This window comes from Paraburkholderia sediminicola, assembly GCF_046030555.1.
GTDB lineage: Bacteria > Pseudomonadota > Gammaproteobacteria > Burkholderiales > Burkholderiaceae > Paraburkholderia > Paraburkholderia sediminicola_E.
In genome coordinates this window covers 134,465-147,443 of record NZ_JAQQCH010000008.1, presented here as the reverse complement: position 1 = coordinate 147,443, position 12,979 = coordinate 134,465, and the positions used below count along the sequence as shown (strand labels likewise).

The following is a 12,979-nucleotide window of genomic DNA, read 5'->3' as shown; positions in this document are numbered from 1 at the left end:
CCATGAACGACCTATCACTCGCCACCGCACGTTTGATTCTGATCGACGACCACCCGCTTGTACGCGACGGTTTGCGCGCCCGTCTCGAAGCCGTGCGCAACATCGAAATCGTCGGCGAAGCGGGCAATGCCCAGGAAGCACTCGCGCTCGCGGCCAGCCAGGAACCTCATCTCGTGCTGATGGACGTCGGCATGAACGGGATGAACGGCATCGCGCTGGCCGGCCTGTTTCATGAGCGCTTCCCCGCGATACGTGTGCTGATGCTGTCCATGCACGACAACCTCGAGTACGTGACCCAGGCGGTGCGCGCAGGCGCCAGCGGCTATGTGCTCAAGGACTCGCCCGCCACGGAAATCATTCAGGCAATCGGCGCGGTGCTGGAAGGCAAGACGTTTTTCAGCGCGGGGCTGGGCGCGCGATTGATCCAGGCATCGGCGACACAATCGCCCATTGAACGGCTCACACCGCGCGAGCGCGATATTCTCGAGGCGCTTGCGGAAGGCCTCTCGAGTAAGCAGATCGCGCAACGCAACGACCTGTCGGTGCGCACAGTCGAAACGCATCGGCTGAATCTGAAACGCAAGCTTGATATCGAAGGTCAGGCCGAGTTGATCAAGTTCGCCGTCGAGAACCGGCGTAAAGGCCAGTGAGGTCCTGCGCCACCGCTGCATAATCTCAACTGTGTAGTCGAGCGTCAAACCGTCGACCCGTCTATCCCATGCTCAAAATCCCGGAGCCCAAGACGATGAAACGCCTGATCCAACCGCCTCTGTTCAGTCTGCTGCTCTGCCTCGCCGCAACTCACGCCCACGCAGAGGCGCAACGCGTCAACCGTGGCCACGACCCGTTCTTTCAGATATCCAAAGCGATCCGCGAATGTCCGCTGCCCCTGGGTCCACTCGAGACCGAGCAGGAATGGCTCGATGATAGCCATTACCGGATCGAGCGCGGCAATAGTTGCTGGGTGGAAGGCCGTTGCCGTCTGTCGAACGCGTACCTCTACGACACGGAAATCGCCGAGGCCGTCCAACGCCGTCTCACCAACATCAATTACGCTACCCACTGGCGCGAACAGTCGACGCTGTGGCTCACACTGCAACGCCGCTTCATTTACGTGCAAGGCTGCGTTGCGCCGGGTTTCGACAAACAGACATTCCTCGCTGAACTCGCTAAAACCGCGGACGTCGATCGCGTGATTGACGACACCACAACCAATCCGCATGCTGCGTCGCTCCCCTATAAGACGCTCGCCGATCCGGACAAACCCGTGATCGATCCGGGTAACTAGCCGCGCACATAAAACGCACCAGATTGCGCCACGCGTTATATCCCCTATCACGCTCCAGCGCCTATATCGACAATCGAACATAGCAACGCAGAAATCGATCTTTGGCCGTCCTGACGTCATTGCTAACATCGGCGACCCGACATATCCGGTCAGCACAACAATGACAACACAACGATCGCAACGCCCCACCCTTCGTCTCGGCATCATCGGCGCGGCCGTCGCCGGCCTCGTCGTGCTAGCTTCCTGCGGCAACGATAATCTGCCCGGACCGGCGGCGGCTGCGCCCACGCCCGTGGTCGCGCAGAAGCGCCCCAACATTCTGTACATCATGGCCGACGATCTCGGCTATTCCGACATCCATGCCTTTGGCGGTGAAATCGACACGCCCAACCTCGACGCATTGGTCCAGTCGGGCCGCATCCTGACGAACCACCATACCGGCACCGTCTGCGCCATCACGCGCTCAATGCTGATCTCCGGCACCGATCACCATCTGGTCGGCGAAGGCACGATGGGGGTGCCCACCGACGAACGCAAAGGCCTGCCCGGCTATGAAGGGTATCTGAACGACCGCGCGCTGTCGGTCGCGCAATTGCTGAAAGACGGCGGTTATCACACGTACATGGCCGGCAAGTGGCACATTGGCTCGGGTATCGTCGGCAGCACGACGGGCGGCGGGCAAACGCCGGATCAATGGGGCTTCGAGCACAGCTACGCGCTGCTCGGCGGCGCCGCGACCAATCACTTTGCTCACGAACTGGCGAACTCGCAGAACTACACCGAAGACGGCCATTACGTGCAACCCGGCCAGCCTGGACAGCCGGGCGGCGCAGGCGGCAGCCCCGCCGTGTTCTACTCGACCGACTTCTACACGCAACGCCTGATCTCGTACATCGATTCGAACAAGGGCGACGGTAAGCCGTTCTTCGCCTACGCGGCCTACACGTCACCGCACTGGCCGCTGCAAGTCCCCGATCCGTATCTGCACAATTACGCCGGCAAATACAACGCCGGCTACGACGTGATCCGCAACGCGCGCATTGCGCGGCAAAAGGCGCTCGGCATCATTCCGAACGACTTCGTGCCGTACGGCGGCGCATCGGAAACGCTTGTAGCGACAGCGGCCACCGCAAACAACGGCACCACCAACGCGAAGTATGTCAGCGCCGTGCATAGCGCCGCGCAGGGCTATACCGACTACGGCCCAGGCACTGTGAACAAGACGTGGGCAAGCCTCTCGCCCGCCGAGAAGAAAGCCCAGGCGCGTTACATGGAAATCTACGCGGGCATGGTCGAAAATCTCGACCACAACATCGGCCTGCTGATCCAGCACCTGAAAGACATCGGCGAATACGACAACACCTTCATCATGTTTCAGTCGGACAATGGCGCCGAGGGCTGGCCAATCGACTCCGGCGCGGACCCAACCGCCACCGACACAGCCAACGCCGCGGACCCGGTCTATTCGACACTCGGCACCGACAATGGCAAGCAGAACGCTCAGCGCCTGCAATACGGTTTGCGCTGGGCCGAAGTGAGCGCCACGCCGTTCCGTTTGACGAAGGGCTATTCGGGTGAAGGTGGTGTATCCACGCCGTTGATCGTCCATCTGCCGGGTCAGACCGCCCAGAAGCCCACGCTGCGCGACTTCACACACGTAACCGATAACACCGCCACGTTCCTCGCTGTCGCGCAGATCCCGCCGCCCACACAAGCCGCGCCGGCGCTGATCAATACGCTCACCGGCGTCGATCAGAACAAGGGCAAGGTGGTCTACAACAATCGCTACGTTTATCCGATCACCGGGCAGTCTTTGTTGCCTTTGCTGAACGATCAGACCACCGATGCCGTACACACCGCGTCGTTCGGCGACGAAGCCTACGGCCGCGGCTATCTACGCAGCGCCGACGGCCGCTGGAAAGCCTTGTGGACCGAGCCGCCTTTGGGCCCGGTGGATGGTCACTGGCAACTGTTCGACATGAGCGCCGACCGCGGCGAAACGCAGGACGTGTCGACGCAGAATCCGTCGGTAATCGACGGCCTCGTGCAACAGTGGAACAACTATATGAGCAGCGTCGGCGGTGTCGAACCGTTGCGTCCGCGCGGTTACTACTGAGCACGCCATGTCCGTCCGATTCAAGCTGAAAAGCACCGCGGCGTTGTACGGCGCCTATGCCGCGGTCGCCACGGTCGCGTTCGCGGCCGCCTTTACCGCCGCAATGGCCGCCTCGGCGGCATTAAGCGGTGGCAAGCAAAGCGCGTTCGACGATCTGAACCGCTCACGCACATTAGTGGCGCTAGGCTCCGAACAGCAATGCGAGCGCTATGCCGGCCTGCCTTCGCGTTGGCGCGACGATCCGAAAGCCGGCATGGTGCATCTGCATGGCGGCAACTTCGTATTCGGCAGCACGCTCGGCTACGAAGACGAGCGCCCGGCGGGCGACGGCCAAACCCACGTCGTCGGTTTCTGGATCGATCAGACCGACGTGACGAATGCGCAGTTCGCGGCATTCGTGAAGGCCACGGGCTATATCAGCGATTCGGAGCGCCAGGGTGGCGCCGTGGTCTTTCACACGCCGACGCGCGAAGAAATGAACGCGCGCGATCTGGCGTGGTGGACGTGGGTCAAAGGCGCCGCGTGGAATCATCCAACAGGCCCCGGCAGCAATCTCGACGGACGCATGAGCCAACCGGTGACCATGGTCACGCAGGCCGACGCGCTCGCCTACGCGCATTGGCTCGGCCGCGATCTGCCCACCGAAGCCGAGTGGGAATACGCGGGCAAAGCCGGCCATGAGGGCGCGGATCTCGACACCGCGCCACGCGACGAACACGGCAAGCCGAGTGCGAATTACTGGCAGGGCGTGTTTCCCGTGCTGAACACCAATGAGGACGGTCACGTCGGCCTCGCCCCGGTCGGCTGTTATGCCGCGAATGATTTCAAGCTCTACGACATGATCGGCAATGCGTGGGAATGGACCAGAGACGTCTACAGCGGTCCGCATCAGTCGCACACCAATGGCGACACCGCAGCAGTCGCACCGCTCAGCCGCAAGCACGATACGCCGATGGTTATCAAGGGTGGCTCGTTTCTCTGTTCACGCGATTATTGCGTACGCTATCGCGCGGCGTCCCGCGAGCAGCAGGAAGCAGACTTGCCGGCCTCGCATATCGGCTTTCGCACGGTGTTGAGGGATGCATCATGAAGCCACGCGCGTTCATCGCGGCAGCGCTGCTGATTGCGGCTCCATGGGTCCAACCTGGGCAGGCCACCGCATCGCAGGTCGTGAAAATCGGCGTCACGGCCGGCGCCCACGCGCAGATCATGGACGAAGTGCGGCGTGTCGCCGCCACGCAAGGGCTCACGCTCGATGTGGTCGTTTTCGACAAGCCCGACGGTATCGATGCCGCGCTCGCCGCGAAACAGATCGACGCCGCGAGCTTCGAAGACGAGCCAGGTTTCGAGGCGCAGCGCAAACAGCATGGCTACGCCTTAAAGAGCGTCGCCACCACCGTCACGTTTCCGATCGCGCTGTACTCGCGCAAACTGACGAACCTCGGCCAATTGCAGCGCGGCGCAACGATAGAGATTCCCGACGACCGCGCCGGCACCGCGCGCGCCTTGATCCTCCTGCAAAACTTCACGTTGCTGACGTTCAGGGACAGCGCCGGCTTGCATGCCACGCTCGCCGACATCACGAGCAACCGGTTGAAGCTGAAGATCCGCCAGGTGCCGCGTGCTCGCCTGTTCGACAGCCTGAACAGCGTCGCCTTCGCCGTAATCGATAGCGACGACGCGGCACGCGCAGGCCTTTATCCTGCCCGTGACAGCCTCGGTCTCGAAGACGCACGCTCGCCCTACGCCAACGTGCTGACCGTGCGCGACGATGACCGCGCGCAGCCGTGGGTCGCTCAACTGGTTGGCGCCTATCACTCCGCCGACGTCGCGCATTTCATCCTGACGCACTATCAGGACTCGGTACGCCGGCCATGGTGAACGCGTTTTCATTCGCGTGCTCAGCGTGCGGAAAATGCTGTAATAGCCCGCCGGCGATGTCGTTGCCGGAGCTGTTCCGGCATCGCGATCTGTTCGTCGGCTGTATTGCGATTGGGCGCGTGCCTCGCAAGCGATTGCACGAAAAGCTTCGCGTCGGCAAACACGAAACCATACTGAACGACGCGGAGATTGCCGCCTTCGATACGATCGCGGATACGCTGCTGCATCGCGCCGGCGACACATTTAGCATCACGACACAGGGCTACGACTACCCTTCCCTCGCACGCTGCCCGGCGCTCGAAGATGATGGACGCTGCGCGATTCACTTCGCCGGCAAGCCCGTCACGTGCGAAGCGGTCCCGCTCGATCCGCTCGTGCCGGATGCGTTGCAACACCTGGTATTGGCCGGACGCAATCAGAGCGCCGCTTATCTCGACACCGATTGCATTCAGGAAGGCGAACACGCCGACGCTACGTTGATGCTCGCAGACGGCCGCATTGAAGACGCGAGCGCAAAAGACGCACTCGCACGCCGCCGTGCGTCACTCGCGGCCGAGCGTGAAGTATGGGGGGAAACCGTATTCGAATCGCTGCGCAGAGATCTGTTCGAGTCGCCCGCTGCGTTGGCACGCATTCCCGCAGGCGGCTTTCTGACGATTTCAATTGTGCCCGCGTTGTTAGCGGTAGCGGGTATTTCAGCGCGTTGCCGCGAATTGTCGCTCGCCTATATCGATAGCCAGCTCGCGCTGATCGAGCGTTGCATTGCGCAAGCGCTACTACGCCGACGACTTGATGACCGGCCGTTTACGCAGGAATTGCGGGGATTCGCCAGCGCTTATCAACGCGCAAAAGCCATTCTTGCCGTGCCTGTCTCCGCTGGCGACTTCAGTAATAAAACGTCTCGCGTACCCGACGTCGAAGCGTATCTCAGCGGCGCGCATCACTAATCCGCAGCACCGCCGCGATCACTGTTCTCCCGAATGATTTGTGCGATCAACGCGTCGGCGTCGCGCGAGACGTTATCGTGGACGCGGGTACTTTGCGCGGCCGCCGGCGTATCGTTGCCGATCAGGTGACCGCTGCGCACATGCGTATCCACCGACACCTGCATCGACAGGCCCAGACGCAACGGATGCGCCGCGAGTTCGGCTGGTTCGAGCGAAATCACAATCGGCACGCGCTGCACGACCTTGATCCAGTTGCCGGCCGCGTTCTGCGAGGGCAGCATCGAAAACGCACTGCCCGTGCCCGCCGAAAAACCTTCCACGCGGCCCCGATACACCACTTGCGAGCCGTACACATCCGACACGATGCGCACCGGCTGCCCCACGCGCATGCTGCGAATCTGGCCTTCCTTGAAATTCGCCTCGACCCACAGACGCTCAAGCGGGATGATCGACATGAGTGCGAGCCCCGGCCCGACCTGCTGGCCGATCTGCACCGAACGCTGCCCGACCGTGCCGTCGACGGGAGAGATAACGGTGGTGCGCTGCAGATTCCGATAGGCAAGCCGCAATTGCGCGGCAGCCTGCAGAACGGGCGGACTGGCTTCGACCGGAAATTTTCCGCCGAGCGCGCGCGCGGCGTCGAGCTGGACTTGCGCCGAGGCGAGGTTCGCTTGCGCAACGGCCACTGTTTCGCGGGCGCGCGCCAACTCTTCCGGCGACACGACTTCCACCGATGCATGATCGCGCGCCGCCAGCGCACGTTGCGCCAACGCGAGTTCGGCGCGGCGCGCGTCGATCGACTGGACGTACAGCTTGCGTGAGATCGTCGCATTCGCCACCTGGCGCACGGCGAGCGTCAATTGCGCTTTGGCTTGCGCGAACGCGGCGGCCGCTTCAGCATCGTCAAGCTTGACGAGCGGCTGACCCGCGCGTACCTGCCGCGTGTTGTCCACCAGAATATCGGTGACCGTACCGGGTATTTGCGCGGCGATCTGCACAATGTTGCCCGCTACGTAGGCATCGTCGGTCTCTTCGTAGAAGCGCGCGCCTAGAACCCAGCAGGTCAGCCACGCCGCACCGGCGAGCGCCACCACGCCGAAGAAAACGGCAAAACGGCGCCGGCGTACCGTCCGTTTCGGATCGTGGGCGTCGCTCGCTATGCCTGCCGTGTTTGCCGGGTTGTCCTGCCCCTGAGTCCAGCCGGCGGCATGCTGTGCCTGTTTATCGTTGTGCATTCAATCGAAGTGCGTATCCGTGATGCGTGCGTGGGAGGGAAAGGTCGGCTGATAGTGAGAGATCGGTGCGCCGGCCACCTTGTGTACGTCGAAGCCGCCACCGAGCGCGCCGACCAGCGCGACCTGCAGCAGTCTGCGGCGCCCCTGCAAATCCACTTGCTGCGCGCGTTCGTCGAGTAAAGACAGGTCGGCCAGCGTTACGTCCTTCTGCATGCCGATCCCGCGCCGATGCCGCTCCTCGGCAATCGCGACGATGCGTGACGCTGCGTCCACTGCGCGAGTCTGCTCGGTAGCAAGCGTGTCGACCGTACGCAAGGACGTCAGCTGGCGCGCGACCTCGCCGAGGGCCTCGTCGACGGTCTTGTTGTAGAGGCTTACAGCGGCGTCGACATTGGCGTAGTCGCCGCCTAGTTGCGCGCGCAACCGGGTCCGGTCGAAAATCGGCAAGGAGATCGCCGGTCCCACTGAGCCGGTCAACGCCGCGCGCGAGAAAAGCGCGGCGGGCGTCAGCGCTGTCAGCCCGGCAAAGGCCACCAGGTTCACATCGGGATAGAACTGCGCCCGGGTGGCGTCGATGTTGGCGAGTGCCGCTTCGGCCCGCAAACGCGCCGCCACGATGTCGGGCCGGCGCCCCAGCAGATCGACCGGTAGTTGCGCGGGCATCGGCGCGTCAACCGCCGCAGCCAGTTGCGGACGATGCAGCGACAAACCGCGCTCCGCGCCGCGCCCGCTCAGCACGCCGATCTGCAACTCGGTCAGCTTGATGCGCTCGTCGTTCAGCGCCTGTTGCGAGGCGAGACGGCTCCGCTTGAGTGTGGCGTCGGCTGCGTCGTACGCGTTATCGAGGCCACGCGCACCTCGCTCGCGCAACACCGCATCGACGCTATCCGCGGCCTGTTGCTTTTGTAGCAGAATGTCCTGCATCGCAAAGGCGCGGTCGAGCTCACAGTAAAGCGTCACGAGCGCGACCGTCAACGTGAGCCGCGCCTGCTCCGCATCGATTCGTGCCGCGTCACGCGCGGACAGCAGGCTGCCGGTCAGCGCGGCATTCTTGCCCCACAAGTCGAGCTGGTAGCTCAAGCCTGCGAACACAGCGGCCGGCGACACATTCGGATCGCTGAACAACTGCACCGGAATCTGCTGGCCGCCGACAGATACGTTGGCCACATCATTCGACTGCGGCAAACGGGTTTTACTCACCGTCGCGCCCGCGGTGCCGGTGAGGCCCGTGAGCGAAGCGAACTGTTCGAGTTGCGCCTGCGCGGCGCCCACCCTCGCCTTGGCAATCTGCAGGTCGGGGTTGTTCCGCAACGCTTCGGCGCTCAGTTCATCCAGTTGCGGATCGCGATAGCGCTTGACCCAATCGGGCGCGGGCCATGCGCCGTTCGCGCCCGGCCCAATGGTCTGCGCAAGTGCATCAGCGGATGGTTTGAGCGGCTTGACCTGTGTATGCAGACCCGAATCGCTCACGCAACCGGTCAGCGCCACAGCAATCAGCAGCAGCGGCCAGGCGCGTGGCATGGAAAATTGCATAGGCCGCCTCATGAGTGCCGGGTACGCTGCATGGCACGCTCTCCTGCCGCCGGCGTGTTCATCTCGCCAAGCCTCGCCGCGCGGGCCGGTTTAGCCGCCTTGGCGGCGAGTCGCGGGCGCGTCCGCTCAAGCGGCCCCATTCGCCCGAAGAGTCCATCGAAAAGGCCCAGTGCAATCGCGTTGAGCTTCGCCAGCTTGTCTTTCTCAAGTAGCACAATCTGCACGATTTGCCAGAGCGTCAGGACGTTCGGCACGATCGCCACCGGCAACCGTGGTCCGTATTGCAGCGCCAGTTGCATTGCGTTTCGCGCGCTGTAATAGCGGCGGAAACCCGGGTGATTCATTGTCGTCAATTCAAAATAACCCAGTTTGTGACGGCGCCGCGAACCGATCCGATGCAGCAGGACAAGTGACGGCACCACGTACACGGGCACATTGCTCAGTAGCGCACGCAAGCAGTACTCGGTATCGACATGGTCGATAAAAAGCGCTTCGTCGAAGCGGCCGAGCCGCGCGAACGCCTCGCGCGAAACGACACAGCCGGACGAAATCAGAAACGCGCAGCGCTGCAAGGCCGCGTCGGCGCGTATGGACAGCCTCTCCACCGCCAGGCCGCTTGTCGCGAGTTCGGGCAGGAAGCGTTGATCGTTTTCGTCGAAGATACGTGGGCCGGCTAGAAATGCCTGACCACTCATCGACGCGCACCGGTCGCGCATCACATCGAAGTAGGCGTCTGGCGCCTCGGAATCCTGGTCGAACAGCGCGACCGCCTCCGCGCCCGCCTCGAAGAGCGCACTCAGACCGCAATTGAAAGCGCCGGCAATGCCGTTGCGATTACCGTGATGCAGCAACGCAACGCCCGCCTCGCCCAGCATCGTCGCGGCGCGCGCATCCGGCAATGGCGAGTTGTCGACGACCAGCAAGCGCTCACACGCCGAACGCATCGCCACCGCGCGCGCGAGCTGCTCCTCACTCGGATGAAACAGAATGATCAATGCGCCCAGGATCGTCATCGGAAGTCCCTCAGTGACCTAAAGCCATCGCCGCACCGCGCTTCGGACGCGTGAGCCACATCATCGCGGCGAGCACGAGGCAGGTGATGCTTGCCATGTAGAACATGTCGCCGGTCGCCATCATGTAAGCCTGTTGCTGCACGACGTGATGCAAGGTGGTGAGTTCGCGCGCGCCGTCGATGCCCATGCCGCGCAGACTCTGAACAAAGCGCTGCGTGTTTCCCGACGATTTCGTCACGGACTGCGCGACGACGTCGTAGTGATACAGCGCGCGGTTATCCCATAGCGTGACGCTCATCGCCGTGCCGAATGCCGCCGAGAGCGTGCGCAGGAAATTCGACAGGCTGGAAGCTGCGGCAAGCTTGTCGTCGGAGACACGCGACAGCGTCGCCGCGGTCAACGGAATGAAGAAGCACGGCAAGCCGATGCCCTGAATCAGACCCGGCGTAATGATTTGCCTGAAGGTCATCGTCAGCGTGAAATGCGCATCCCACCACAGCACGGCGGCAAACACGAGAAAGCCGAACGTCGCAAGCAAACGTGCATCGAAACGCCCCGCGTAAATACCGACCAGAATCGAGAACACCAGCGCGAGCACACCGAGCGGCGCGGTGGCGAGGCCGGCCTGGTACGCGGTATAGCCCATCACGGCCTGCAGCCAGAGCGGGAAAATCACACCGACCACTGAGAAGGCCATCATGCCGAGCGAAATGATCAGCACACAAAACGAAAACGTGCGGTCGCGGAACAGGCTCAGATCGATCACCGGATGCCGTTCACCCGCCTCCCAGATCAGCAGCGACACGATCGCCAGCCCGGCGACGATCGCCAACGTCAGGATCAAAGGCGAATCGAACCAGCCACGGTCGTGACCGAGATCGAGCACCGTCTGCAGCGAGCCGACGCCTACGACCAGCAAAATGATGCCGGGCAGATCGATCGGCGCCGCTTTGGCGGCGGCTGCCTTTGCGTCCGGGCGCAGCAGCGTCATGCAGACCGCGAACGAGAAGATGCCGATCGGCAGATTGATCAGGAAGATCCACGGCCACGAAAAATTGTCGATGATCCAGCCGCCAACCACTGGACCGAAGATCGGCGCGAGCAGCACCGTCATTGCCCACAACGCCAGCGCCACGACGCGCTTGTCCGGCGGAAAGGTGCGCAGCAGGATAGTCTGGGAAAGCGGCACCATCGGCCCGGAAAAGAGTCCCTGCAACGCCCGGCATACCACCAGAAGGTGAAAGTCGCCGGCCACGCCGCAGAGCAGCGACGTCAACGTGAAAAGGATCACTGCGCCGAGGAACAGCCGCGTTTCGCCAAGCCGCCGCGAGAGCCAGCCCGTCAAGGGCACGGCGATCGCGGCGGCCACGGAGTACGAGCTGATCACCCACGTGCCCTGACTGTTGGACACGCCGAGGCTGCCGGAAATAGCCGGCACCGCGACGTTGGTTACCGTCGAATCCAGCACTTCGATGAACGTGGCCAGCGACAAGGCGAACGTCAGCAAGGCGAGCTGCGCGCCGCGCATGCGAGGCACGCTGCGCTCGCCGGCGGGTTCGTCGCCGACGTCATGCGTCTCGTGGGCCGATGCGCCGTGCTTCGACGATGGCGTGGCGGCGCTCATACGCTATGCCCGCTGTCTACCAATGCCGGCAAAGACACGTCACCGGCCATTTGCGTGCGCGCGCCGGTTGGCATGAAACCTTCGATATAGCCCGCGGCCGCCTCACAACCCTGCGGCGACGACGCGAGCCGGTCCTGCATGCGCCCGCACTGCGTCGCGACCGACGGGCTGCCCAGCACATGCTTCAGTGCACGCGCGAGAGCCTGCGGCTGCAGGGGATTGTCGAGCCGAACACCGCAACCGCTCGCGGCCACGCGCTGCGCGTTATCGAACTGATCGTGCGCGAATGGCGTCAAGACCTGCGGAATGCCGGCGGCGTACGCAAGCGCGGCCGTGCCGATGCCGCCGTGATGCACCATCGCCCGGCAGCGTGGCAACAGCTTTTGAAGCGGCACGTAACGCCGCTTGAGCAGTACGCGCTGGACGTCGGCCGGCACACCCGCCGTCTGAGCGGCGCTCCCGTCGGACTGAGGCGCATCCGGCGTCAAAAGAATGCCGCGCACTCCGCTTTCCATCAGCGCCGTACTCACCGCATTCGTATAGCGATCGTGATCGATCAAGGTCGAGCCCGCCGTGAAAACCACGGGCCGCTCACCTGCGGCGAGAAAGGCGTCGAGTTGCGGATCGGACGCCTCAACGCCCGTGTCGTTGAACAGCGGAAAACCGCTGAGGCGGTGCGGCGCCGGCCAATCCGGCTGAGGTTGCGCGAACCACTCCGGAAAGAGACACAGCACGCCATCGGTCGAATGCAGCCACTCGCCAAAAATGCGGCGCGCCGGTGCGAGCGCCAGTTCCGCACGCAACGCATTCAATGCGGGACCACAGACCTTATCGAGCGCATACCGCTCGATAAGCCGCATCAGCGCCGCTTTCACAGCCAGCGGCAAGCCTCGCGGAATCGTCAGCCGCGGGTGTGTCGGCGGAGCATGCGCCGAGAGCAGGGTCGACGGCGACACCTGCACCGATACGAACGGCACGCGATACACCTCCTGCATCAAGCGTGCGGAAAATGCCCACAACGTGCCGACCAGTACCGTGTTGTTATCGGTCAACGCAGCCAGCGTGTCGAAATGCGGTCGCAGCGTCGGTGCAATCACCGCCCACAGCGTACGGAACGAGGTACGCGGATGCCACAGCGCCGGATTCGCCATCGCCGCTTCATATTCGGCGGCGGTGCCGATCGGCACGAATGCGAAACCCTGACGCGTGGCGGCCTGGGCGAACGGCGGATGCGTGCAGAAGACGATCTCGTGACCGCGCGCAGCCAACGCCGCGCCGATGCCCAGCAAAGGGTGCACGTCGCCCGCCGAGCCGATCGCGGTGATGATGACTCTCGCCATGC

General features: G+C 63.3%; 11 protein-coding genes. 6 read left to right on the top strand and 5 right to left on the bottom strand.

Annotated features, from left to right (window positions below; translation table 11 throughout):
- Window positions 1-2: 2 nt before the first annotated feature.
- The 6 genes from PQQ52_RS14130 to PQQ52_RS14105 all read left to right on the top strand — a co-directional run bounded on the left by PQQ52_RS14130 (window position 3) and on the right by PQQ52_RS14105 (window position 6,232).
- On the top strand, window positions 3-650 hold the full coding sequence (locus PQQ52_RS14130) for a response regulator (RefSeq protein WP_408211970.1): 648 nt from the start codon (window positions 3-5) through the stop codon (window positions 648-650).
- Window positions 651-745: 95 nt separating this feature from the next.
- Window positions 746-1,288, top strand: a complete 543-nt coding sequence (locus PQQ52_RS14125; protein ID WP_408211967.1) for a hypothetical protein — start codon at window positions 746-748, stop codon at window positions 1,286-1,288.
- Window positions 1,289-1,448: 160 nt separating this feature from the next.
- Window positions 1,449-3,404: an arylsulfatase gene (locus PQQ52_RS14120; protein ID WP_408211964.1), complete on the top strand. Its 1,956-nt coding sequence runs from the start codon at window positions 1,449-1,451 to the stop codon at window positions 3,402-3,404.
- Window positions 3,405-3,411: 7 nt separating this feature from the next.
- Window positions 3,412-4,494 (top strand): formylglycine-generating enzyme family protein, encoded by a 1,083-nt coding sequence (locus PQQ52_RS14115; RefSeq protein WP_408211961.1) that lies wholly within the window; start codon window positions 3,412-3,414, stop codon window positions 4,492-4,494.
- Entirely contained in the window at window positions 4,491-5,285 is a 795-nt protein-coding gene (locus tag PQQ52_RS14110; protein ID WP_408211958.1) for a MetQ/NlpA family lipoprotein, read from the top strand. The genes PQQ52_RS14115 and PQQ52_RS14110 overlap by 4 nt, the downstream gene beginning before the upstream one ends.
- Window positions 5,286-5,341: 56 nt before the next feature.
- Entirely contained in the window at window positions 5,342-6,232 is an 891-nt protein-coding gene (locus PQQ52_RS14105; protein WP_408211955.1) for a hypothetical protein, read from the top strand.
- Here the strand turns inward: PQQ52_RS14105 and PQQ52_RS14100 are convergent.
- The 5 genes from PQQ52_RS14100 to PQQ52_RS14080 are packed head-to-tail and all read right to left on the bottom strand — an operon-like array spanning window position 6,229 to window position 12,977.
- Complete coding sequence (locus PQQ52_RS14100; protein ID WP_408211952.1) at window positions 6,229-7,467, bottom strand: HlyD family secretion protein; 1,239 nt, start codon at window positions 7,465-7,467, stop codon at window positions 6,229-6,231. The two genes, PQQ52_RS14105 and PQQ52_RS14100, sit on opposite strands and share 4 nt — an antisense overlap.
- Complete coding sequence (locus PQQ52_RS14095; RefSeq protein ID WP_408211949.1) at window positions 7,468-9,012, bottom strand: efflux transporter outer membrane subunit; 1,545 nt, start codon at window positions 9,010-9,012, stop codon at window positions 7,468-7,470.
- Entirely contained in the window at window positions 9,009-10,013 is a 1,005-nt protein-coding gene (locus PQQ52_RS14090) for a glycosyltransferase family 2 protein (protein ID WP_408211946.1), read from the bottom strand. Before PQQ52_RS14090 ends, PQQ52_RS14095 begins: the two co-directional genes overlap by 4 nt.
- 10 nt (window positions 10,014-10,023) lie before the next feature.
- Window positions 10,024-11,637: a DHA2 family efflux MFS transporter permease subunit gene (locus PQQ52_RS14085; protein ID WP_408211943.1), complete on the bottom strand. Its 1,614-nt coding sequence runs from the start codon at window positions 11,635-11,637 to the stop codon at window positions 10,024-10,026.
- Window positions 11,634-12,977, bottom strand: a complete 1,344-nt coding sequence (locus PQQ52_RS14080) for a glycosyltransferase (RefSeq protein ID WP_408211941.1) — start codon at window positions 12,975-12,977, stop codon at window positions 11,634-11,636. The genes PQQ52_RS14085 and PQQ52_RS14080 overlap by 4 nt, the downstream gene beginning before the upstream one ends.
- Window positions 12,978-12,979: the final 2 nt, after the last annotated feature.